21 protein-coding genes are annotated in these 21,961 nt (G+C 66.0%); 8 read left to right on the forward strand and 13 right to left on the reverse strand.

The genetic code is table 11. The features are described from left to right. Positions 1–29 precede the first annotated feature (29 nt). Positions 30–242 carry a hypothetical protein gene (locus IEW34_RS08295; protein WP_188608710.1) on the reverse strand — a complete coding sequence of 71 codons (213 nt, stop codon included), beginning with the start codon at positions 240–242 and terminating at the stop codon, positions 30–32. Between the two features lie 216 nt (positions 243–458). Between IEW34_RS08295 and IEW34_RS08300 the strand changes: the two genes are divergently transcribed. Continuing rightward, a complete protein-coding gene (locus tag IEW34_RS08300; RefSeq protein ID WP_188608711.1) occupies positions 459–2,366 on the forward strand; it encodes a Hint domain-containing protein in 1,908 nt (635 codons plus the stop codon). Positions 2,367–2,411: 45 nt separating this feature from the next. Here the strand turns inward: IEW34_RS08300 and nhaA are convergent, their stop codons facing one another. The 4 genes from nhaA to IEW34_RS08320 all read right to left on the reverse strand — a co-directional run bounded on the left by nhaA (position 2,412) and on the right by IEW34_RS08320 (position 6,153). Continuing rightward, positions 2,412–3,767: a Na+/H+ antiporter NhaA gene (gene nhaA, locus IEW34_RS08305; RefSeq protein WP_188608712.1), complete on the reverse strand. Its 1,356-nt coding sequence runs from the start codon at positions 3,765–3,767 to the stop codon at positions 2,412–2,414. A 235-nt stretch (positions 3,768–4,002) separates the two neighbouring features. Beyond that, a complete protein-coding gene (locus tag IEW34_RS08310; RefSeq protein WP_188608713.1) occupies positions 4,003–4,350 on the reverse strand; it encodes a response regulator in 348 nt (115 codons plus the stop codon). 205 nt (positions 4,351–4,555) lie between these two features. Then, positions 4,556–4,861, reverse strand: a complete 306-nt coding sequence (locus IEW34_RS08315; RefSeq protein ID WP_188608714.1) for a plasmid stabilization protein — start codon at positions 4,859–4,861, stop codon at positions 4,556–4,558. Positions 4,862–5,508: 647 nt separating this feature from the next. Continuing rightward, positions 5,509–6,153 (reverse strand): FkbM family methyltransferase, encoded by a 645-nt coding sequence (locus IEW34_RS08320; protein WP_188608715.1) that lies wholly within the window; start codon positions 6,151–6,153, stop codon positions 5,509–5,511. A 655-nt stretch (positions 6,154–6,808) separates the two neighbouring features. Here IEW34_RS08320 and IEW34_RS08325 point away from each other — a divergent pair. Further along, positions 6,809–7,030 carry a DUF768 domain-containing protein gene (locus IEW34_RS08325; RefSeq protein ID WP_188608716.1) on the forward strand — a complete coding sequence of 74 codons (222 nt, stop codon included), beginning with the start codon at positions 6,809–6,811 and terminating at the stop codon, positions 7,028–7,030. A 373-nt stretch (positions 7,031–7,403) separates the two neighbouring features. Here the strand turns inward: IEW34_RS08325 and IEW34_RS08330 are convergent, their stop codons facing one another. The 5 genes from IEW34_RS08330 to IEW34_RS08350 form a co-directional block, all read right to left on the reverse strand. Further along, a complete protein-coding gene (locus IEW34_RS08330; protein ID WP_188608717.1) occupies positions 7,404–7,817 on the reverse strand; it encodes a DUF983 domain-containing protein in 414 nt (137 codons plus the stop codon). 577 nt (positions 7,818–8,394) lie between these two features. Further along, positions 8,395–8,970, reverse strand: coding sequence for a helix-turn-helix transcriptional regulator (locus tag IEW34_RS08335; RefSeq protein ID WP_188608718.1), 576 nt, complete (start codon positions 8,968–8,970; stop codon positions 8,395–8,397). Between the two features lie 533 nt (positions 8,971–9,503). Then, complete coding sequence (locus IEW34_RS08340; RefSeq protein ID WP_188608719.1) at positions 9,504–9,947, reverse strand: acyl-CoA thioesterase; 444 nt, start codon at positions 9,945–9,947, stop codon at positions 9,504–9,506. Positions 9,948–10,030: 83 nt separating this feature from the next. After that, positions 10,031–10,402: a hypothetical protein gene (locus IEW34_RS08345; RefSeq protein ID WP_188608720.1), complete on the reverse strand. Its 372-nt coding sequence runs from the start codon at positions 10,400–10,402 to the stop codon at positions 10,031–10,033. Between the two features lie 194 nt (positions 10,403–10,596). After that, entirely contained in the window at positions 10,597–11,400 is an 804-nt protein-coding gene (locus tag IEW34_RS08350; protein WP_210324472.1) for a pyridoxamine 5'-phosphate oxidase family protein, read from the reverse strand. A gap of 4 nt (positions 11,401–11,404) precedes the next feature. Between IEW34_RS08350 and pdxR the strand changes: the two genes are divergently transcribed. Continuing rightward, positions 11,405–12,877 (forward strand): MocR-like pyridoxine biosynthesis transcription factor PdxR, encoded by a 1,473-nt coding sequence (pdxR, locus tag IEW34_RS08355; RefSeq protein ID WP_188608721.1) that lies wholly within the window; start codon positions 11,405–11,407, stop codon positions 12,875–12,877. A gap of 216 nt (positions 12,878–13,093) precedes the next feature. On the opposite strand, the gene IEW34_RS08360 is transcribed toward pdxR, so the two are convergent. Beyond that, complete coding sequence (locus IEW34_RS08360; protein WP_244641876.1) at positions 13,094–15,298, reverse strand: TonB-dependent receptor; 2,205 nt, start codon at positions 15,296–15,298, stop codon at positions 13,094–13,096. A gap of 529 nt (positions 15,299–15,827) precedes the next feature. Between IEW34_RS08360 and IEW34_RS08365 the strand changes: the two genes are divergently transcribed. The 5 genes from IEW34_RS08365 to IEW34_RS08385 all read left to right on the forward strand — a co-directional run bounded on the left by IEW34_RS08365 (position 15,828) and on the right by IEW34_RS08385 (position 19,415). Then, positions 15,828–17,057, forward strand: a complete 1,230-nt coding sequence (locus IEW34_RS08365) for an acetyl-CoA C-acetyltransferase (protein WP_188608722.1) — start codon at positions 15,828–15,830, stop codon at positions 17,055–17,057. 309 nt (positions 17,058–17,366) lie between these two features. Next, complete coding sequence (locus IEW34_RS08370; RefSeq protein WP_188608723.1) at positions 17,367–17,696, forward strand: ArsR/SmtB family transcription factor; 330 nt, start codon at positions 17,367–17,369, stop codon at positions 17,694–17,696. After that, a complete protein-coding gene (locus IEW34_RS08375; protein ID WP_188608724.1) occupies positions 17,693–18,088 on the forward strand; it encodes a VOC family protein in 396 nt (131 codons plus the stop codon). The genes IEW34_RS08370 and IEW34_RS08375 overlap by 4 nt, the downstream gene beginning before the upstream one ends. Then, positions 18,085–18,603: an SRPBCC family protein gene (locus tag IEW34_RS08380; RefSeq protein WP_188608725.1), complete on the forward strand. Its 519-nt coding sequence runs from the start codon at positions 18,085–18,087 to the stop codon at positions 18,601–18,603. The genes IEW34_RS08375 and IEW34_RS08380 overlap by 4 nt, the downstream gene beginning before the upstream one ends. A 278-nt stretch (positions 18,604–18,881) precedes the next feature. Beyond that, a complete protein-coding gene (locus IEW34_RS08385; protein ID WP_188608726.1) occupies positions 18,882–19,415 on the forward strand; it encodes an arsenate reductase ArsC in 534 nt (177 codons plus the stop codon). 126 nt (positions 19,416–19,541) lie between these two features. Here the strand turns inward: IEW34_RS08385 and IEW34_RS08390 are convergent, their stop codons facing one another. After that, the gene (locus tag IEW34_RS08390; protein WP_210324473.1) at positions 19,542–20,342 is read right to left on the reverse strand and encodes a methyltransferase, TIGR04325 family; all 801 of its coding nucleotides are present in this window, start codon (positions 20,340–20,342) and stop codon (positions 19,542–19,544) included. 232 nt (positions 20,343–20,574) lie between these two features. Next, a complete protein-coding gene (locus tag IEW34_RS08395; RefSeq protein ID WP_188608728.1) occupies positions 20,575–21,576 on the reverse strand; it encodes a transcription factor in 1,002 nt (333 codons plus the stop codon). Positions 21,577–21,961 lie beyond the last annotated feature (385 nt).

Here is a 21,961-nt window from a genome sequence, read left to right on the forward strand (position 1 = left end):
CTTCGGCAGATCAGCGCCTACCGCTGGCGTTACCGTGCGTCCGGCATGGCCAGCTCGCGCTGCAGCGCCGAGAGGGCCGCATCCCCGGCGGCGCGCGCCTCGATCTCGGTCGCGAAGGTCCCGCTGGTCTGCACCGGCAGGGCACGCCTGTAGAGCCTGATCTCATAGCCGAAGCCCGGGGGCTTGCGGAGAACGAGGACGATGTGGGTTTTGGGGCCGGGGCTCGAAGAATGCATGGTCACCCAACGCCGCCGCCCCCTCTTAGGTTCCTCGTGCCGTCGGTGAGATCGCCCTGGAGGGCTGGCGCGATTTGCCGCGAAGGCCGCCATCGCGAGGTGCCGGGAGCCGTCTTCGTGGGGCCGGCCCCTCCGTCACTTGCCTGTTGCCGAGCCTCTGTTTGATGATGCAGCGCGCAAGGGGGCTCCGTTCGCGGGGCACGGCGAGCTGAGGGGCGTTCGATGGCGACGAAGAACTGGGCCGGCGGCGGCGGAGACTGGAACGTGGCGGCGAACTGGCAGCCGGAGGGGGTTCCGGGTGCGGGCGATGATGTCGTCATCGACAGCGGCAATCCGATCGTGAGCGGCTCCGTGGGCACCGTCGCCTCGATCGCCATTGGCGCGGCGGGCGCACTGACGATCCAATCAGGCGGCCAGGTGAACCCCACCGGTCTGGTCAACGGCGGTCACATCGAGGCGAGCGGCGGCACTCTCCTTGTGAACGGCGGCGAATTCTCCAACACCGGCACGATCGATGTGGCGGCTGGCGCCACCCTCCAGTTCAGCAGCGTCGACCTGACGCTGGCGGATTTCGCCGGGGTGCAAAACGAGGGGACGATTGGCCTGGTCGCCGGCAGCGTGCTCGAGTTGGGCGGGGAAACCCTGGAGCTGGCCGCCTTCGGTCGGCTGGATAGCTCCAACAGTACCATCGCGCACGGCACCATCGTCGACGACGGTAGCGGTGCGTCGGCGTGGTCCGGAACGTTCCAGGGGATGACCTACCAGGGCGACCTGACCATCGGGGGCAACTTGACCGTCGTGGACGGCTTGACGGTGGTTGACGTGGACGGTCAGGCGCCCGGCACCATCAATACCGGCGGCGGAGGCTATTTTGTTACCTTCCCCGGTCCGGAGACCATCGACAACGTCATTTTCAACACCGGAACCGCTCGAATGTACTTCTTTTCTGACAGCGTCGTCACATTCGGAGCCAATGCTGTTCTTAATGTTTCGGGCCTCACGAGCTTCTTTGGAAGTTTCGTCAACCAGGGGCAAGTCAACATCACCCACGGTTTCGACGGCAGTAACGCCAACATCACCAACGAGGGCGCCATCACGGTCGGCTCTGCCGGTACCTTCAGCGACGCAGACTTCATCAACAACGGCACCTTCACGCTCGTGGCCGGCGGCAAAGCGAACCTGACCGGCCCCCTCACCGGCACGGGCACCATCGCGATCGAGGACGGCGCCGCCGTCACGCTGGGCACGGTCGCCGCCGAGCAGACCGTTGCCGTCATCGACGGCCGCCTCACGCTCACCAACAGTCAAGCCTTCGCGGCCACCATCGACGACTTCGACGATGTCGCCGATGTCATCACGCTGGCCAACGTGCAGTTCGACGCCGGCGACACGGTGTCCTTGCTCGCCGGCAACGTCCTGCAGATCACCCAGGTCGAGGACGGCAGCACCATCCGCTTGCAGCTCGATCCGGCCGGCAGCTATGGCGGGGTCGCCTACCAGCTGCTCGACGACGGGGACGGCGGCACCGACATCACGGTGACCTGCTTCTGCCGCGGCACCCGCATCGCCACGCCGGCGGGCGAGCAGCCAGTGGAGACGCTGACGGCGGGCGACATCGTGCTGACCGCGCAGGGCAAAACCCACCCCGTGCTGTGGATCGGCCGGCAGACCGTCGCCACCGCCTGCGCCGACCCGCTGCGGACCCATCCCATCCGCATATCCGCCGGCGCCCTGGCCGAGGGCGTGCCTGTCCGTGACCTCCACGTCTCGCCCGATCATGCCCTGCTGGTGGAGGGCGTGCTGGTGCAGGCCGGCGCGCTGGTCAACGGCGCCACCATCACCCGCGGCGCAACGCCGGAAGCGCGTTTCACCTACTACCATATCGAGCTCGCCGACCACGCCCTGGTGCTGGCCGAGGGCGCCCCTGCCGAGACCTTCGTCGACAACGTCACCCGTCGCCGCTTCGACAACTACGCGCAGTACGAGGCGCTGTTCGGCGAGAGTCGCGCCTACATGCCGGAACTCGAGCTGCCGCGCATCAAGTCGGTGCGGCAGCTGCCGCGGCCCGTTCGCGAGAGGCTGGCGGCGCGGGCCGAAGCACTCGGCCTCGCGAGCGCGGCAGCCGCTTAAAAAAGGCCGGTGACGCTTGGAAGCGGCTTGGCTCTGCGCGAGCCGTCACGGACGCGCGTGCGCCTTCAGCCGCCGCGTGTACACAGCCCCCCAGCACAGACCAAGGCAGGCCGCCACCACCGAGCCGATGAGGACGCCGAGCTTGGCCGCGCCCAGCAGGTTCTCGTCGGCAAAGGCGAGCATGGCGACGAAGATCGACATGGTGAAGCCGATGCCGGCGAGCAGGCCGACGAGGCAGATCCCGGCCCATGATGCGCCCGGCGGCAGCCGGCCCCATCCCATGCGCACCATGAGCCACGTGGCGCTGATCACACCGATGGGCTTGCCGGCGATGAGGGCGAGCGCGATGCCGATCGTCACCAGGTGCGCGCCCCCGGCCGTCAGGTCGATGCCGCCGAGACTGACACCAGCGTTGGCCAGTGCGAACAGGGGCATTACGCCATAGGCGACCCAGGGATGCAGAGCCATCTGCACCCGCACCACCGGCGGCAACAGTTCGCGGTTGGCCAGCCGGAGCTGCCGCAGGGGTTTCGCCACCTCGTGCGGGTCCTTGCTCACCTCGCCGCTGCGCAGCTCCGTCGCGACGCGGGACACCACGTCCACGGGGTGCTCGCGCATCGCGGTGGCGACGACAGGCGTCATCAGCCCGAGCACGACGCCGGCGAGCGTGGGGTGAGCGCCGGTCATCCAAAGACCGGCCCAGATGACCGCGCCCGGAAGCACGTAGGCATAGGCCGAGCCGATGCCGGCGCGCTGGAGCGCGAGGATCATCAGGATGCCCGCGCCGGCGATCCCGAAGCCCCCGTAGGAAAGCCCGCCGGAATAGACGAATGCGATGACGAGGACGGCGATGACGTCGTCGATGATCGCCAGGGCCAGCAGAAAAACGCGAATGTTGACCGGGATCGACCGGCCGAGCAGGGCCAGCACGCCGACGGCGAAGGCGATGTCGGTCGCCGTGGGGATGGCCCAGCCGGGAAGCCGAGCCGGGGCGCCGTTGAAGCCGACATAGATCAGCGCGGGGACGATGACCCCGCCCAGGGCGGCCGCGATCGGCAGGCTCGCCTGCTGGAGATTGCTCAGCGCTCCCTCGTGGATCTCACGCCGGATCTCCATGCCGACCAGCAGAAAGAAGACGGTCATCAGGCCGTCGTTGATCCAGAAGTGCAAGGATTGGGAGAATGCGAAATCGCCGATGCCGATCAAAACCGGCAGGTGCCAAAGTGCATGATAGCCGTAAGCTAAGGGCGAATTCGCCCAGATCAGGGCCGCCGCCGCCGCGATCAGCAGCGTGATGCCGCTGACGGATTCGATATGCAGGAAGCGCTCCAGCGTAGCGAAGGCCCGCTGTGCCAGTTGCTGCGTCCGTGGGAGGTCAGTCCGAAGGGGCCGTCGGTGCATGATGAGCGCGCTCCGCGCGGCGGCCCGACCAACGCCTGAACCTGCTCTCCTCGTGATGAGGGAAAAGCACCCGGGGCCTGTATGCCATCGCTAGCCGAGGCGTTCAACCTTCCCCGCCCGTGACGCCGAGGGCCGTTCGGCCGAAAAGCGCTCTCGTCACTCGGCATTATTAGCGGAAGCGCAAAGAAGCGGGCGGCGGAGAATGGCCCAAGCCCAGCCCTGCCACCGGCCGGATCTAGCACTCCGCTCGCGCCCGTTGCGCAGTCTGAGTAATCCTGTTGATCAGCCAGGGTTTGGGCAGGAACTCGGCCTTGGGCGGCAGACGTCCGAGATCGTCGTGCCAGCCGGACGTGATGATGATGTGGACCCAGGGGCAATGCTCCGCCACGTAATGTGCCAGCTCCACCCCATTCAGCGTGCCGGGCATGCGCACGTCAGTCACCACGAGGCAGACCTCGTCCGCGCGGCTGCTATTGGACAGATAGTCCAGGGCGCCGTCGGCGTTTCCACATTCGATCACCTCCAGGCCGGCTTCCAGTACAGCCTCGGCCGCTAGCATCCTGATCATCGCTTCGTCGTCCACGACGAGAGCCTTATTACGCAACATGGTCTAGAAACCCCTGCAGGTGCGGAAAAGGTCGGGCGTTGCCGCAACCGGTATGGGCCTGTCGAAAGCGCGCCCTTGGCAGGGGGGACCCGCTCAGGGTGTCGAGGGCAGCGGACCTCACGAAAGGGAAGACTTGTTTCCGGTCGCGATGGCTCGTGCTTGTGTCCTGCCCTGGGCCCGATCAACGGTGGGCGTGATGCTCGGCGTTACGTTTGCGCGTGGCGGCAGCTTTCTTCGCCGATGCGGAACGATCGGCTGCGGAACGGTGCGCTGAGGCCTCGCCACCGCGGTGCGCCGCCGGGTGGCCCGTATGCTTGCCGCGGCCTGATCCCGATTTCTTGCCGCCCCCGTCATCCTTGTTCACGGTGGCCCAGGCACGGCGTTCCGCCTCCTTATCCGGCACGCCGTGATCCTCGTAGCTCTCGGCGATATGCTCGGCCTTGCGCTCCTGCTTGTCGGTATACTTGGACTTGTCACCTCTCGGCATCGAAGCCTCCTCCGTCCTGATCTCGTGTTCAGGAACGGCTCGGCCGCTGGCGGAGTTCCGCTGCGATACGCAGATCCGCCTTAGGTCATTTGTCCGCCGCCTGGCGCGGGCATAAACATGGCGGAGCCTGACCGCATGGCGCTGGGGGTCAGACGATGGCAACGCGGGCCGACGCGGTCAGCGACGATTGGAAAACCAGCTGAACTGGCCCGAGGGCGCCGTGCCTTACCCGGGAGCCGACGGCCACAGCGGGTGGCGGTCGCTCCGCTGACCAAGGCGCGGCCTGCACCAGCGCGCTTGCCACCAGCAGGGTGTGATCGGATGAGATGAGCAGCGGTTCTGCCTGCGGCGGCGCTGCTGCCGCCGCGTCATGCGGTCGTGACATTCCCGAGGCAGAGTGTAGGCCTTCGCGCAAGACCCCGCGCGTGCCGGGTCACCGGCGTGACTTCCAGACTTCCCCCGTCCGCGCAAGCGGGCGGGGGATTTTGCGTCCTGGTGGTGAGTGGGGTGGCCCTTGTTGTACGCCGCCCGCCTTCGCCGGCTGATCGCCTGCTGCGGACAAGCGCGGGGGGCGTCTTCAGATCGTCCTTCGATAATCTTGGCGGACTAAGCGTCGACGGGCGTCGCCGCCCCGGTCATCGTCGATGTCAGCTGTCCAGCTCTCGCAGCATGAAGGCGTCGTGCCCCGTGTGGGCGATCAGCTTGTAGCCTTTGTCGACGAGATACTTGATATGCGCCAGCCCCGGCGCCTTTCCCACGTCCGCGATGCACTCGAGCACCACGAGCTTGGGGGCATGCCGGTCGAAATCGAGCGAGCGTAACACGTTCAGCTCATGGCCTTCGGTATCGATGGACATGAAATCGATCGGCCTGTCGTGGAGAGGGCTATCGGCGATGACGGACGACAACGGGCGCGAGCGGACCGTGACTTCCTTGACAAAGTGCTCGGCCATGCGCCGCTTGCGGTTCGGATCGAAGCAGTTGAGCTGCGGATTGCGGAATATATAGAACGGCAGCTCGGCTTCTTGATCGCTGATGGCAACGGCATCGAAGTGATCTCGAGGCCGCTTCTCCGCGAATTCGTCTGCGGTGTCCGGATTTGCGTCGATGCAAATCCCGTCCCACCCTCGCTGATAGAAGTAGTATGTATTCGAAACACGAACCGGATAACAGGCGCCGACGTCGACGTAAGTACCTTTATAGTCTTTATCGTGAGGAATTCGGCGGTGCTTCCTAAGCAGATACTCGGTCAAAACATCCTGGCCGGTCTGCGCATAGGACACGCGCTGCATTCTACACCTCCTCTCCGCAATCTCCGCTGCTGGCGTTGCAACGCTAACGTATTGATCATAGGCAACGCAACCATTTGTTGGCTACGCAATGCCGATTATCGCAGAGCTCATGCTTGATGGTTCGGCGCCTTGGCGGAGAGGAGTTGCGATCCCGCCGAATGAACTCGCTCGCACGGGAAGGCCTAGCCCAGAAGGCGCTGCCAGATGGCAACGTAAAGAAATAGCGTGGCACCCGCGAGCGCCACGATCAGCGCGATCTCTCCCAAGCGGTCCGGCACGCCGCGCCCTCCCATCACGGAGACGTGATAGCGCGCTGCAGCACGTCCTCGCAATACGCCGAAAGTCGCGCCACCAGCACGCCGGCCGACGGACTGAGATGACGTCTGGCTGGTGAAGGCGTGGCGCCTGATCGGTGGTCGCACACCGGAATTCGGGGTCTTGGATCCGCTGCGCGCGCGCAGCTACGATGTGGCGACCGCAGCTGCGCGCCGCAACGGTCTATTGTGCATCGCAGCATTATCGTTAAACTGGCGCCCTGGAGTTCAAGCCGGCCGCCGCCATTGCGAGCGCATCATCGAGTTCGCCCGCAGGGCCGGGCCTCTCGCTGGGCGAGGTGGCGAGCCGGCCGACACACCGGCGCGCAATAGGAGCAGCAATGAGCGACAAGGCAGCCGAGTTCGTGGAGACTTGGATCTCCAACAACGTCCACACGCTGTTTCGCGACCCGGCGCCCGCCGAAACGGACGCGCAGCGCCTCGTGTCCGCCTGCCTCGCCGAGGCTGAGGCGGACGGGCTGTCCAGGACGACGATCGAGGCAACGTTCGGCGACCTCACCACGCGCATGTCGGGAGCTCTGGAGCTGGTCCGCGCTTGCTAGAACGCGTTCCCATCGGATGAAAACAGCCCGATCGGCGAGTTACTCGAATGGGACGCCAGGAGCGTGTCTCACCGCGCGGGTCAGCCGCCCCCGGGCGGCTTTGCCGTCGTATGTTCAGCCGGCGGCGCCAACTCGGCCTGCCGAGGTCCGGGCCGCCGGCACCGGCCCCTGGCGGAGCCGCCCCTTTGCCAGGCGATCAGTTGCCAGACAAGCGCGCCGCAGGCGCACGATGCTTCTGGACCGGCGCGCGCTCGCCTAGCGCTGGCACAACGCCGGCTCGGGATGGGTCTTGTCGCTCAGGCCTTAGCGCCAGGCCCATCGCCTCGCACTCTCCGACCTCACGCCGCGCACGCGGATAAGGGATGCGCCGGCGTTATTCGGCGGCCGTCGCCTTGAGCGCCGGCGCGGCCAGACGTCCCTCCTCGGCCTTGTAGAAAAACTGACTCGCGACCAGCCAGCCTTTCAACGGCCGCAGCGGCGGGATGCAGGTGATCAGCAGGACAGGCAGGCTGGTCACCAGATGCACCCACAGCGTCGGCTCGAATTGCGTCTCGACCCAGAGCGCGAAGACGACCGAAGGGATACATGCGAACATCATGACGAAGAAGGCGGGGCCGTCGGCTGGATCCGCAAACCGGTAGTCAAGGCCGCAGACGTCGCATGTGTCGCGCAGGTTCAGGAAGCCATGGAACAGGCGGCCTTCTCCGCAGCGCGGACAGCGCCCGCGCAAGCCCGTCTGGAGCGGGGACAGCACCGGCCAATCGGCCTGGAAAGCGGACTTTGCCATCTGCGTCGATGCCTCCTGGAAAGGGTTGGCCTCCTGGAAAGGACTGCCTGGGGCAGGATCCATTCAAGTACCCACATTGAGCCAAGTAGTATGCATAAATGACTGCATCAATGTGTGACACTGTCGCACGAATCAATGCAGTCACTTATCCCCGAGGTTGCCCGCCTCGCCCGACCGCGACAGCGAACGGCCGCAAATGGCTACTCGCGCAAAAGCCGCCAACCGGATGGGGAGAACGCGGCGCTTCGAAGGAAAGAGGCACCACCCGCCGCGCCCGGCAGCCGACGGAGCGGGTCCCGATTCCTCCGGGCAACTGAGAGGTACAGGCCCTGTTGCGGCGATCGCGGTGGCGGCGGCGACTGTACCGACAACGGTTCGCGAGCCAGAACGGGTTCAGGCGGAGGCAGCGGCACCATCCGCGGCGATGGCCTCTATATGACGGCACTGATGCGCGGGGGAACCATGAGATCGATGGCGACGGGCCGTCGGCCCGCTCCGGCTTCCGCGCAGAGCCATCGCCTCTTGGCAATCGGCCTTGGCCGTTGAGGGCCGCAGTTAGCCGGGCTCGCCGCGGCCGCTATACCGGCGCACCGGCGAGACCACCGTCCGTCTCGCGTATCCGGATGGCAACCTCAGTGCGGTTCCTGGCATTCAGTTTCCGCATGATGTGCTTCACATGCACCTTGACCGTGCCCTCGGACATGGCGAGTTCATGGGCAATCATCTTGTTCGAGAGCCCCATGCTCATCGCCTTGGCCACTTCGAGCTGCCGCGGCGAGAGGAGCAGGGAGGCCTCGGAGACGGCCGGGGCGTGCCCATTGCTCGCTGGCGCCCCCATGAGCGTGCTTGCGGGAATGAAGGTGCCTCCCGAACGCACGAGTTCCAGCACCTTGGAGGCAACCGCAAGCCCCATGCTGCCCGTCGGCAGGAAGGCGCGCGCGCCGCCGGCGATGACCTGCGCGATCAGTCCGGGATCCTCGCAATCGGACATGACGGCGACAGGCGGAGACCCCGGCCGCTCCACCACCTGCCGCAACCGGTCATCGAAAACCGCATCCGGCGCCGCCGGCCGCGCCGACGTCCACAGGATCAGCAGCGAGGTCCGCGCCGCATCAGTGCTCCCGGCCCAATCGGCCACGCTCTCGAACGCCACGAACTCGCGCTCCGGCTCATTCGCCCGGAGCGAGGCGAGAACACACTCGCGAAAAAAGGTCCGATCCTCGATCAGTGCCGTGCAGCTTGCCGAGCCGTTGGAGCCACGCGCCAAGCCGAGCGCCGAGAGGCGCGCTCTAAATGAAGTGGCCATTCAGCAACACTCGGCACGATCGAGAAATCAACCCATGGTATCCTCTAGTTGGAAGAACCCACTCTTCAAAATCAAATTTTCCGTTACGCGATTCACGCCCCATCCCTGCGGCAGGAAGCAACCCCCGCAGTACAGCCACAACACGCAAGCGTCACTGGTAAGGCGACGGACCTAGTTTGGCACGCGATATTTTGCCACGCATTTAGTCGCAATTCGGCGGCTTTGCCGGCGAAGGCCCAGCGCAAGCGCACTGCGGCTGGTATCCCGGCTCGCCGGGACCGCTCGTCTCACTCCGATGAGAGGTCGCGTCGATGGCGGGACCGAGAGCCCATGCGGCGGCTTCGGCTTCGGCTTCGGCAGGCTCCGATCGGTCAGCGCTCCTAGAGCCGCAGCATGCGCTCCTCGAGCTTCACCTTCAGCGTCCCCGGCACGCCCTCGCGGCCGCTGCTCGCCGCGATGACGACATCATGGGTCGCGATGCACAGCCCGTCCTGGAAGGCCGCCGCTGCCATTTCGAACGAGCGATTGCCGATGCGGCTGACACCGATGCCGATCTTCACCAGCGGTCCGTAGCGACCCTCATGCAGGTAGGCGATCTGGACTGCGGCGACCACGATACGATGCTCCGCGAACTCCGGAAGCCGCTCACCGTCAGACCCGTTCAGGAGATCAGCATTGAACCGCACCCGCGCTTCCTCGAAAAAGCGCGCGTAGGCGACGTTGTTGAGATGGCGGTTGGCGTCCATGTCGCCGAAGCGGGTGCTGACCTCGATCGCGTATGGGTAAATGGCCGGGTCGAGGCGCGTGGAGTCGGGCTTCTTCATGGCCCGCTCTTAACGTCGATCGCATCCCGCCGCTAGAGCCTCGGCCCCGGCAGCGACACCGGACGTGTGGAAGATTCCAACGCTTAGTCAATGAGATAAAACGGCAGCCTCGTTCGTGTCGGGGCAGCCCCGCTCCAGCTGCGGAGCAGGCGATCGCGCAGCGGTGCTTCCTCATCGACCGCCAGCGGGGGCATCACGAGGGCCGAAACGTCGTGCGCGGCGCAGATCACGTCAACCTCGACCTGCCAGCTCTCGCGCAACACGATCAGAAAACCGTGCGGGACGTGATCGATGCTCGCCTCCGCGTCGCCCTCCAAGTACGCCAGCGCCTCGGCGCGGGAGAAGCGCGCGATGCCCTCACGGCCACATCGAGGGCACTTCAGCGCGATTCCATTGCGACGCCCCGTCATTGGGATGCGCTCGCGATCATCCGCATCGCCATCTTCCTGCCCCAAATGGTGTTCGCGGACTTCAGATCTTCAGAATCCGTCGAAATATTATGGCGATGAGAATAATACATTTGCGTCCGCGGCGCACGGCCGCACAACAGCTATGAATTATCGGCAAAAAGGCGTAGGGCAACAGCCCCTTTACCTCGATGTGGCGAAGCCATCGCCCGCCGGCGGCGATCCGGCGGGCGATGTTCCTGCTATCGAGCGCTGTCCGGACGCGGACGATGGCCGGCGGCGGTGACGTAGTCCGGCGCCGCAACTCCAGCAGGCAGCTTCGGATCCGGGATCGGGGGCTGGCGCTCGACCGTGAAGGGCAGCTCACCGGCCCAGCACGGCCAGCCGAGATCTTCCTCGTCGTCGAGCGGCGGCCCGCTGCGGATCTTCGCCGAGGCCTCGGCAATATCGATCTTGAGGACGCTCGTCGCCCGCATCTCCGCCTCGGTCGGTGCCCGCACCTGCGCCCAGCGTCCCGGGATGATGTGCTCGGACATGATTTCCAGGGCGCGCAGCTTTTCCTCGCCCTCCACCAGGCTCGCCTCCCCAAGCACGACGACCGAGCGGTAATTCATGGAATGGTTGAAGGCGGAGCGGGCAAGCACCAGGCCGTCGAGCAGGGTCACGGTCACGCAGATCGGCAGCGCGCGGCTCAAATGGCGCAGCGTGCGGCTGGCCGCCGAGCCATGAATATAGAGCCGCCTCCCGTCTCGCCCAAAGCTCGTCGGAATGACATAGGGCTGCCCGTCGACGACGATGCCCACATGACATAGGAAGGTCGCGTCGAGGATCGCCGCCACCGTCTCGTGATCGTAGAAACCCCGTTGCGGCCTGCGGCGGACGGTGACCCTGCCGGTCCTGAGTTCGCCGTCTCTCTTGTTTGCGGTGCGAGTCATGGTCACCATCGCAGCTAAGAGCCCGTCACCGGCGCGGGCTCCGATGTGCCGACGCTGCCGGCGTGGCAGGCCCTGGAGAAGATCCGCTTTCCGGTTATTGCGTGGAGCCATTTTGATGCTCGTGGCCCTCGACGGGGCGGGCCCCGTCTATCAGCAGATCTACCGCGCTCTGCGCGAGAGGATCCTCACGCACGCGCTGCCGGCGGGTACCCGTCTCGCATCGTCCCGCGCCATGGCGCGGGACCTGGGGGTCGCACGCAACACCGTCCTCCAGGCCTACGAGCAGCTCCTGGCCGAGGGCTATGTGGTCGGCCGGATCGGGGCGGGAACCTTCGTGGCCGACGAGTTGCCCGACAGCCTGACCGCGCCACCCATAGCCGCGGCCGAGCCCGTGCCCGCCGACCAGACCGAGTTCGGCCTCTCCGCTTACGCCCAACGGGCGCAGACGTGGCATTCGCCGCTGACCCCGCGCGCCCGTCCCCTGCGCTACGATTTTCGCTATGGGCTCCCCGGCATCCGCGAGTTTCCCTTCGAAGTCTGGCGCCGGCTGCTCACGCGCCGGGCCCGCAACGCTGAGTTGGACACCTTCACCTACGGTCCCCCTGAAGGACGCGCCGAGCTTCGGCACGCCATCGCCGGCTATCTCGGCCGGTCGCGCGGCGTCAGGTGCTCTCCCGAGCAGGTCATCATCGTCAACGGCTCGCAACAGGGGCTCGACCTCGTGGCGCGGGCGCTGCTCGACCCGGGCGACGTGGTCCTGATCGAGGAGCCGAGCTATCCCGGCGCCCGCGAGGTGTTTCGCGCGGCCGGTGCCCGCCTTGTCCTCGGCAGCGTCGACGCCGACGGGCTGACGCTCGACGGCCTGCCGCCCATCGCCAGACGCGCCCGCCTGGTCCACGTCACCCCCTCGCACCAGTTCCCGGGTGGGGCCGTGATGCCCCTGGCGCGCCGCCTGTCACTGCTGGCCTGGGCCAAGGCGACCGGCTGCTACGTGGTGGAGGACGATTACGACAGCGAATTCCGCTACGACGGCCGCCCCGTCGAGGCGGTCCAGGCGCTCGACCGCTCCGGGCAGGTGATCTACCTCGGCACCCTGTCGAAGACACTGTATCCGGCCTTGCGCATGGGTTACCTCGTGGTGCCGCCGACCCTGGTCGGCCCGTTGCGCACGATCAAGCTGCTGGCCGACCGGCATACCTCGACGTTGCAGCAGGACGTGCTGACCGACTTCATCGGCGAGGGTCACTTCGAGCGCCACCTGCGGCGCGCCCGCGTCAGCAACGGCCGGCGGAGAGCCGCCGTGATCGCGGCCGTCGAGCGCGAGTTCGGCGACAGGGTCGAGGTGCAGGGCGCCAACGCCGGCCTGCACCTGATGCTGTGGCTCAACGAGCATGGGAGCGCCGAGCTGCCGGACGTCGTGGCTCGCGCCGAGGCGAGCGGCGTCGGCATCTATCCGGTCACCTCCTACTACGTCGAGCCGCCCCCGAGGGCCGGGCTGGTGCTCGGCTACGCGGCGCTGGACGAGGTTGAAATCGACCGCGGCATCGCGCTCCTTGCCCGCGCGCTCGCGTCGGCGAAGGCCGCATGAACGGAAGCCAGGCACGTGGCGATGCCGCGAAGCACCCAAACGCCGACCACTCCAGATCGACGGACCTGGAGTAATTCTGCGCGATTGGACGAACTCGTCCAATCGACGAATGCTTTAGAGCGTTTTCGAGCGAAGTGGACGCCGGTTCGTGTGAAGAAAACTCGACAAATCAAACGAATAGAGCATTTCGGCGATTCGAAGAAACGCGGAAATGCTCTAGAACCGCACCGAGGCGTAGGCCTTCACACCGCGGCCCGGCAACAGCACTTCGTCTTTCTTGAAGGAGACGCTGTTGCGGATGTCGTCGTTCAGCAGGTTGTCGCCGACAACGCCGAAGCTAACCTCCGTCAAACCGAACTGGTTGGCCGCGAGCTTGCGGGTATAGTTGACCTCAGCCTTGAGCAGGTTGTAGCCGGGCGTGCGGGTCTCGTAGGACGCCACGTCGTTCTGGGCGTAGGCGTGCAGCAGCCCGATCTTGGCGAACCATTCGTCGCTGCGGAAGTAGAGGGCACCGCCCAGCCGCTGCGGCGGCAGGCGCGGCACGTAGGTGCCGTCCGCGAACTTGGCCTGGACGATGTCGTACTGCCCCTCGACGCCGATGACGCCGGCGCCAAGCGGCATGACGTCGTACTGCCCGATGACCTCGGCGCCTTTGAAGGTGGCGTTCTGCTGCGCGTAGGCGATCTGGGTGAGTTCGTCCTCGACCCCGCAGGTGGCGAAGGTTTCCCCGCACATGATTCCGGTGAGACGCTTGTAGATGAAGCCCGAGAACTTCGTGTAATAGACGCTCGCTTCGAAGCGGAACGGGCCGTCGCCCTTCTTGAGGCTGAACTCCACGGTCCTGGCCCGCTCGATGTTCAGGTTGGGGTCACCGATCTCGAAGGTGCCGGACGCTTCGTGCGGCCCCTTGGAGAACAGCTCGGGCGCGGACGGAGCCCGCTCCACGTATTGGGCGTTCAGCGTCGCCACGATGTTCCACCAGGGCAGCACCTTGAGGATGCCGGCGCTGATGCTCTTGGGGGCGAAATCGCGGTTGCGGTGCAATGTTTGAAGGGGATCCTCACTGGTGGGCAGATAGCTCCCGGGGAAGATGTCGGCCGTGCCGCTGATGCTGGCGCGCTCGATGCGGCCGGCGGCCTGGAGCTTCAAGGTATCGCTCAAGGCCAGCTCTTCGAACAGGTAGACGGCCGCGGTCTTGGTCTGGGCCGGCGCCAGCAGCCCGCCCGCCTCGCCCGAAGTGCCCAGACTCTGGTGCGCCACCTGCAGCCCGACCGAGCCGCTCAAAGCGCCGAAGGGCGTCGTGAAGGTCTTGTGCTGGACCTCCACCCGCGCCTCCTGCTCCTGGCTCTTGAACGTGCTGTGGATCTGATCCCCAAGAGCCGCAAGCGGCCCTTCCGCATGGTCGTGGTCGTGGTTGTGGTCATCCCCGTGATCGTGACCGTGCTCCGTGTGCGGGGCGCCGATCTCGAAGTGCCGGTAGTTGGAGGCACCGGCCCAAAAGCGGATGGCGTCGATGTATTCCGTGGGGGGGCGGATCTCGCCTTTCGCCACCACCTTGTCCTGCACCATGTCGATGCGCGTGCGGTTGGCCGCCGATTCGCCGCCCGGGATCTCATAGATGCTGTTCACGTGCGAATAGGCGATCCCGGCAAAACCGCTGTCGAGGATGACCGAGCCGCCAATGGCCACCCCTCTCGTGTCGAAGCCCGAATTCGCCTGGGTGCCGCCGGGGATGCGGTAGTCGCCGCCCTTCTGGGCGAAGTAGTCGGCATGGACGGCGACGTTGCCCGCCCCGGCATCGATCGTACCGGCCGTATCGTAGCCCCGGTTGACCGAATTTACGCCGCCGGTGGCACGCGCCGTGATGCCGCCCGGCGGCAGTGCGCTCGGCACCCGGTTGTTCGTGACATCGACCACACCGCCGATCGCCTGCGAACCGAAGCGCAGCGTAGCCGGTCCGCGAATGATCTCGATTCGGTCCGCCGTCAGCGGATTGGTCGGCACGCCGTGATCCTCGCCGAAGCTCGACACGTCGAAGGTGCTGACCCCGTTCTCCTGGAGACGCACGCGGAAATTGTCGAGGCCGCGGATGACCGGCCGGCCGGCGCCCGGCGCGAACGTCGTCGACGTCGTCCCGGGCTTGCTGAAGGTCACATCCCCCAGCGTCAGATACTGATTGCGCTCGATCTCGTTGCGCTCGACCACCGTCACCGGCGCGAAGGTCCGGCTGGGAATGACGAGCAGGCCCGCCGGCACCTCGGCCGGCGCCGCACCAGTAGACGGCGCCACGATCGGGCTCGGCGCGCTCACCGTGATCTCCGGCAGCGCGACATCCTCGCCGCGGGCCGTCCCTGCAAGGCAGGTGAGCGGCACGCCAAGCGAGGCGACCAGACCGAGACGACGAGACCTGTTGAATGACATCGGCTACTCCAAATGCAACGTTATTACATTGCAGATGAAAGATCGCCGTCAACCCAATTCATGCCGCACGCGCGGCTCGATCACCCGATGCGGCATTTCCGCAACGTTCGGGAACACCCGCCGTTCAGCTCGAGCGCCGACCCTTGCCGAACGCCCAGAATTTGGCAACGCGCCTGCGCGCCTCGGCCGCCGTCTTCGCTTGCCGCTTGCGCGCCTCTCTCAGCCAGGCCGAGCGGGCCCGACCAGCAACCGCATTGGCGCCGCTCAACCAGGCGCTCATCCACGGGTTCCTCATGACCGACCTCCGGCTGCGAGCGATCGGACGTATGCTATCACGCCAGGATGGCGGCTGCTCCGCGGCGGCGCCGGCGGGCACCGCTTGACCTCTCCGGTGTGGTCGGGCAGTACGCCTCGCGCCTGCAGGATCGATGGCGTTCGCCTTGAAGCCGAGCCGAAAACGCAACAGATTCCCGGCATATCGTCCGCCGCCGGCGTTGCTTTCCGGCCAGCCCGAATGGGAGCCACGATCATGAATCCTCAGCCCAAAGGTCTTCGCCGCGCAGCGATCGTGACGCCGCTGCGCACCGCGGTCGGCAAGTTTCAGGGCGGGCTCGCCGGCATGTCGGCCGGCGACCTCGGCGCCGTCATCATCAAGGCGCTGGTCGAGCGCACCAAGATCGATCCGGAGCGGATCGACGACGTCGTCTTCGCCCAGGGCTACGGCAACGGCGAAGCGCCCTGCATCGCGCGCTGGTCGCTCTTGGCCGCCGGCCTGCCGATCTCCGTCCCCGGCTATCAGCTCGACCGGCGCTGCGGCTCGGGCCTGCAGGCGGTCATCGACGCCGCCATGATGGTGCAGACCGGTGTCGCGGACGTGGTCATCGCCGGCGGGGTCGAGAGCATGAGCAACGTCGAGTATTATTCGACCGACATGCGCGGCGGCGCCCGCTCCGGCTCGGTCACGCTGCACGACCGGCTGACGCGCGGCCGGGTGATGAGCCAGCCGATCAGCCGCTTCGGCGTCATCACCGGCATGATCGAGACGGCCGAAAACCTCGCCAAGGACTACGGCATCTCCCGCGAAGCGTGCGACGTCTACGCAGCTGCGAGCCATCGGCGCGCCACGGCCGCGTGGGCCGAGGGCAAGTTCGCCGACGAGCTGGTGCCCGTGGCGGTACCGCAGCGGCGCGGCGAGCCGATCGTCTTCGATCACGACGAGGGCATTCGCTCCGATGCGACGCCGGAGAGCCTCGGGCAGCTCAGGCCGATCGAGAAGGGCGGCGTCGTCACCGCCGGCAACGCCAGCCAGCAGAACGATGCCGCGTCGGCCTGCCTGGTGGTCGCCGAGGACAAGCTCGCCGAATTGAACCTCGACCCGATGGGCTGGTTCGTGGCCTGGGCCGCGGCAGGCTGCGAACCCTCGCGCATGGGCATCGGGCCGGTGCCGGCGGTCGAGCGGCTGTTCGGCCGCACGGGGCTCACCTGGGACGACATCGACCTGGTCGAGCTGAACGAGGCGTTCGCCTCGCAGGTGCTGGCCGTGCTCAAGGGCTGGCAGTGGCCCGACCAGTCGCCCTTGCACGAGCGGCTGAACGTCAACGGTTCCGGCATCTCCCTGGGGCATCCGATCGGCGCCACCGGCGGCCGCATCCTGGCCAACCTGATGCACGAACTGAAGCGCCGTGACGGGCGTTACGGGTTGGAGACCATGTGCATCGGCGGCGGCCAGGGCATCGCCGCCGTGTTCGAGCGCGCCTGAGGCCGAGTTCAGCACTTCCCTCGCCACGGCCGGGCTGTTTGCCCGGCCGTGAGTCGTTTAGAGCGTTTTCGAGCGAAGTGGACGCCGGTTCGCGTGAAGAAAACGCGACAAATCAAACAGATAGTGCATTTCGGCGATTCGAAGAAACGCGGAAATGCACTAGATGGTTCGCTTGCGCGCGGCCGCCCACCCCGTGCGGCCGGCGCCACCATGGCCCGGCGCCGGGCTCGCTCGCCAATCTGGCGGCTCCGGTGATCGATCATTAAACCGATCGGTTGACAATCGGCCGCCGCCGCCATATTCAACCGCATGGTTGAGCAACTCGACGCTACGTTCCAAGCCTTGGCCGACCCGACCCGGCGCGCGATGTTGGCGAGCCTGGCACTTGGCGAACGCTCGGTCGGCGAGTTGGCCAAGCCGTTGGCTATGAGTTTCGCCGGCGCCTCCAAGCATGTGAAGGTGCTCGAGAGCGCTGGCCTCATTGCCCGGCGCAAGGTGGGCCGCACGCAGATCTGCCGCCTGCGCTCCGAGCCACTGGCCGAAGCGCAGGCTTGGCTCGGGCAGTGGCAACGGTTCTGGGACAACCGTCTCGACCGGCTCAAGGCCTTGCTGAACGACGAAGCGGAGGAGCGCAGATGAGGATCACGCTGTCGAGCATCATCGTCGACGACCAGGACAAGGCGCTGGCGTTCTATCGCGATACGCTGGGCTTCGTTCTCAAGACGGACGTCCCGGCGGGCGGGGCGCGCTGGATCACCCTCGCCTCGCCAGAGGATCCGGACGGCGCCCAGATCTCGCTGGAGCCTAACGGCTTTCCGTTCGTGGCAACTTATCAGGCGGCGCTGAAGGCGAACGGCGTGCCGCTGACCGCCTTCGCCGCGGCGGACGTGCGGGCCGAATACGCGCGCCTCAAGGGCCTCGGCGTCACCTTTCGCAGTGAGCCGAGTAACGGCGACGCGGCGATGCCGACGACGGCGATGTTCGACGACGGCTGCGGCAATTGGATCATGATCTACGAGCCGCCGGCGTGAGCGGCGGCCGTATCAACCGTACCGGCGCCGATGAGGTGCGGACCGAGCGCCATTTCGGCGCCGCGCCGGAGCGCGTCTGGGACTATCTGGTGCGGCCGGAGTTCCGGGCGCTGTGGCTCGCCGCGGGCGAGATCGAACCGCGGATCGGCGGTCGCGTCACGCTCGTGTTCGACCATGCCGCCCTGTCCCTGCCGCCGGCCGCGGCGGCGCTGCGCTATCGCGGCGACAACCTGCACCGCGTCGTCGGCGCGGTCACCGCCTACGATCCGCCGCGGTTGCTCGCCTTCACCTGGGGTGATCACGGCGAGGTTTGCTTTACGCTCGAGGCGACAGGCAGCGGGACGCGGCTCCTTATGACCCACAACGGTCTCGTCGACTCCGCGGCGATGCGGGAGGTGGCCGGCGGCTGGCATGCGCACCTCGACATGCTGGTCGAGCGCATGGCCGAGCAGACGCCCGACGACTTCTGGGCGCGCTATGCGGTGACCAGCGGACTCTATGAAGACGGTCTTTGAGCGCACGCGCATCAGCAGCGGCCTCGTGTGATTGATGCCGCCGCGGGGCGCGCACCGCCCGGCCCGCGGCCCGATCAGGTTGTTCCCGCAGCAGGCGGCTCTTTTGCGTTCGGCCTCGGCCGTTGATTGCCTCAGCCTCACCCCTATTTTTCGATGCATGGGTCCAGGCGTCGCGCCGCGCCGTGCGGGAAGGCTCCGCCGGGGCGGGTCAGCCCCTGGCGCGGGACGCTCGATCCGGCGCGGCATCGAACGCAACGGACCGCGCAAGGGAGGCCCGCATGAAGGACGAACCCAGGCTGTTCAATGTGCTGTTTCTCTCAACGCGAAACTCCGCCCGCTCGACCATCGCGGAGTGCATCCTGAACCGGCTCGGCGCGGGCCGCTTCAGGGCCTATTCGGCCGGGAGCCAGGCGGCCTGGCAGATCCGGCCCGAGACGCTGTCGCTGCTGAAGAGTCTCAACTACGACGTGAGCGCGCTTCGCTCGAAGAGTTGGGGCGAGTTCGCCGAGCCGGGCGCGCCGCATCTCGATTTCGTCTTCACGGTCTGCGACGACGCGGCGGGGGAAGAGTGCCCCTATTGGCCCGGCCAGCCGATGACGGCCCACTGGGGGATTCCGGATCCGGCCCGGGAGACCGGTAGCCCCTCGCAGGTCGGCCTCGCCTTCGCCGACGCCCACCGGATGCTCAACGACCGCATCTCGGTGTTCGCCGCGCTGCCGTTTCGCACACTCGACACCCTTGCCCTCAAGCGCCGGCTCGACGAGATCGGGCAGTCCGAAGAGGCGAAGGCGGCGTCCGCGTCGGCGGTCTGAGGCGTGTCGGCCCGCTCCCGTGCGACCGAGGGTGCCCTGCGGCTTCCGGGCCGCCCCACCATGCCCGGGGATTTGAGCATTTTCGCAATTGGATGAGCATCATCCGATTGCCAGGAAATACTCCACCTATTGGATCTGGAGCGCGTCCTTCCAACCCGCCGGTTCCACCCGATCGGAACGCGTTCTAGCATCACGTCGAAAGTAGACGCCTTCCAAACCCGGCAACGCTCGTTCCGGATGAAACGGGATTTCGACCGTGATCTCCGGCACGTGCCAGGCGTCGTGAAGGCGGTAACCGTGCGCCTCGAAGTAGCTCATGAACTTTCGACGATTGAAGAGGCGGTAAGGGCAGGCAGTCGTCACATGGCTCTGGACTGTCCAGACGTCATCATCGTCGATGAGCGGCACCTTGTTGATCAACACATGCTCCGGCAGCGCCTTCATCGATTCCAGAATGCCAGGTCCCGTTTCGCCCAGGGGATCCGGCATGTATTGGATAGCGCCGAGCGCAAGCAGGATGTCGCTGTCCGGCGCCTCTGCAAGATGCGATCCGAAGCTGATGGTTTTCGACTGGAGCGCCTCGTGCCGTGCCCGGCCGCGCACGATCATTTCCGGCATGTCCACCACGTGCCACAGCACCGGCATGTCCAGCAGCCCGTACCGCGTACAGGTCTCGTAGAACGTTCCGCCGGCGCCGCCCAGATCGATGATCGTATCGCCGGGCCGCAGCAGCTTTGTGAGCCACAGCATGACGGCGAACTGCGACGTCTGAAGGCTCTTGGACAGCTCGGGTCCGGACCTCGACTGGTCCTCATCGCCGACAAGGACCTTGGCCAGCGCCTCGTCGTCCCAGCCGACTTTCTTCATGCTGGCGGCAAACGCCTCCGCCTCGCCATGGCTTTGGTGTAGCCCCTGGAACAAGTTCATGCGCCTCGACCAAACAGCCCGGGCATAAAGGCTCTGAGCAAACGGAACGGCGCCCACCCACGTACCAAGGGCGCTATGCATCAAGAGGGCTCTGATAAGCTTGTTCATGGAAACCAATCAACAACCGTGTGAGTGTTCTGGAAACCCGCCGGGGATCGGCGTTGCATGAGGCGGCCGGCAAGGCGGCGCGGCCGCCGCTCAACGGATACCACGCGCCCGCAGGATGGCGCGGTCATTTGCCGGCACGCCCGAGCAGCCGTCTCGCCACGTTGAGCGGCGCCTTAAGGCGGGTCATGGGCGCAAACACGACGTCCCCGTAGTTTTTTGGGTGGCGATGTTCGAGGGGCCGAAGCAGACTGGTCTTCATCCAGTCACGGGCGGGCGATCGTCCGGGCGGCAACGGCTTCAGCCCGATCATGCGAAGGATGAAGTTGGCCTGATAGACACGGGCACGATCCTCCAGCGCCCTCATGCAGAAGCCGACGCTTACGCTGACAGAAATGTTGTCGGCATTCCTGACCCAGTGAGGTGCCAGGGGCGGATGGTGTACCACGGTGCCCGGCGTGAGCCGATAGACCGTGCCGCGCTCCTGCAGGTCCTCCCTGTAGTTCGCGGCCTCCGCATTGCCGTTGTAGAAGCGCTCGACCTCCCGGTCGGGTACGAGCTCGCGGTCGGTCCCATCGAACAAGCACACGTCCTTCTCGCCCTGCACCTGGAAGAGAAAGTTGGATTCGTGATCGATGTGGAACGGTGTCGCGATTTTCGGAGAAGCAAGGAAGAGAGTCATCGTGGGCCAGGTTATGTCGCGCTTGAGCGGGGTCCCGGAGAGCGCTTCAATTTCATCGATGATGCTAGTCAGCATCTCCCCATACTCGGGATCGAAGTCCTGCGTTCTTGTCAGTTTGATCCATGATCCCGACTCGCCGAGCCGCTCGACGGTCTCAGCAAGCCTTTGCTCCTCCGGCAGGGCGGTGAATTTTGAGTCGACGGATGCGCGCCTGAAGTTCAGCGCAGAGAAATTCGCCGCCGTTCCGCCGGCGATCATTCGCTTTGCCAACTGCACGAGGCGCGGAATCTCGAACAGCCCGCCGCCATTGAGCGAATGATTAAACTTGAAGGATTTTCTATTGAAGTTACTTCTAAAAATATCTCGGTTTACCTCTAAGAGGGTGTCGAGAGTTCGAGATATGGAATAGTCAGTATTCGGGACCTTCATCGAGCCGATCGCCGTCATGGCGCAATCCTCCCCCGATTGGCGGCCGATGGATGAACGCGTTGCGCGGGGGCTTATCGCGCATCCGGGCCGGCGCCATTAGTACGCCTGCTGGCCGGCGCGACATATCAACCGGCGCCGGGCAAACCTCATCCTTTAGAAGGTGCGCGTGCACGCAATTCGGCGGATGCGTCGCCGCTCCGCTGGCCCAGCCGGCGGGATCGGCGCCATTCGGTCCGAACGGACGGGGGTCGCATGGGCAACTCGCGGCGCCCGATCCTTAGTCGCTCGGCTCCCAAACTTTGTGCATTCGCGTCGCCAATTTGAGCATGCAGTTTGTGAAAATTGCATGCAATCTCTGCATCGGAAGGTCGGACCGCTGCACGGCGGGACGGCCTTGAGACGC

Origin of the sequence: Chelatococcus reniformis (assembly GCF_014640075.1) — a bacterium.
Classification (GTDB): domain Bacteria; phylum Pseudomonadota; class Alphaproteobacteria; order Rhizobiales; family Beijerinckiaceae; genus Camelimonas; species Camelimonas reniformis.

Bases quoted from the DNA above. Each gene is read 5' to 3' on its own strand.
- IEW34_RS08300 (WP_188608711.1), top strand. From the start codon at position 459: ATGGCGACGAAGAACTGGGCCGGCGGCGGCGGAGACTGGAACGTGGCG.
- nhaA (WP_188608712.1), bottom strand. From the start codon at position 3,767: ATGCACCGACGGCCCCTTCGGACTGACCTCCCACGGACGCAGCAACTG.
- IEW34_RS08315 (WP_188608714.1), bottom strand. From the start codon at position 4,861: ATGCCGAGAGGTGACAAGTCCAAGTATACCGACAAGCAGGAGCGCAAG.
- IEW34_RS08320 (WP_188608715.1), bottom strand. From the start codon at position 6,153: ATGCAGCGCGTGTCCTATGCGCAGACCGGCCAGGATGTTTTGACCGAG.
- IEW34_RS08325 (WP_188608716.1), top strand. From the start codon at position 6,809: ATGAGCGACAAGGCAGCCGAGTTCGTGGAGACTTGGATCTCCAACAAC.
- IEW34_RS08330 (WP_188608717.1), bottom strand. From the start codon at position 7,817: ATGGCAAAGTCCGCTTTCCAGGCCGATTGGCCGGTGCTGTCCCCGCTC.
- IEW34_RS08340 (WP_188608719.1), bottom strand. From the start codon at position 9,947: ATGAAGAAGCCCGACTCCACGCGCCTCGACCCGGCCATTTACCCATAC.
- IEW34_RS08350 (WP_210324472.1), bottom strand. From the start codon at position 11,400: ATGGCTCCACGCAATAACCGGAAAGCGGATCTTCTCCAGGGCCTGCCA.
- pdxR (WP_188608721.1), top strand. From the start codon at position 11,405: ATGCTCGTGGCCCTCGACGGGGCGGGCCCCGTCTATCAGCAGATCTAC.
- IEW34_RS08360 (WP_244641876.1), bottom strand. From the start codon at position 15,298: ATGTCATTCAACAGGTCTCGTCGTCTCGGTCTGGTCGCCTCGCTTGGC.
- IEW34_RS08365 (WP_188608722.1), top strand. From the start codon at position 15,828: ATGAATCCTCAGCCCAAAGGTCTTCGCCGCGCAGCGATCGTGACGCCG.
- IEW34_RS08370 (WP_188608723.1), top strand. From the start codon at position 17,367: ATGGTTGAGCAACTCGACGCTACGTTCCAAGCCTTGGCCGACCCGACC.
- IEW34_RS08375 (WP_188608724.1), top strand. From the start codon at position 17,693: ATGAGGATCACGCTGTCGAGCATCATCGTCGACGACCAGGACAAGGCG.
- IEW34_RS08385 (WP_188608726.1), top strand. From the start codon at position 18,882: ATGAAGGACGAACCCAGGCTGTTCAATGTGCTGTTTCTCTCAACGCGA.
- IEW34_RS08390 (WP_210324473.1), bottom strand. From the start codon at position 20,342: ATGAACTTGTTCCAGGGGCTACACCAAAGCCATGGCGAGGCGGAGGCG.
- IEW34_RS08395 (WP_188608728.1), bottom strand. From the start codon at position 21,576: ATGACGGCGATCGGCTCGATGAAGGTCCCGAATACTGACTATTCCATA.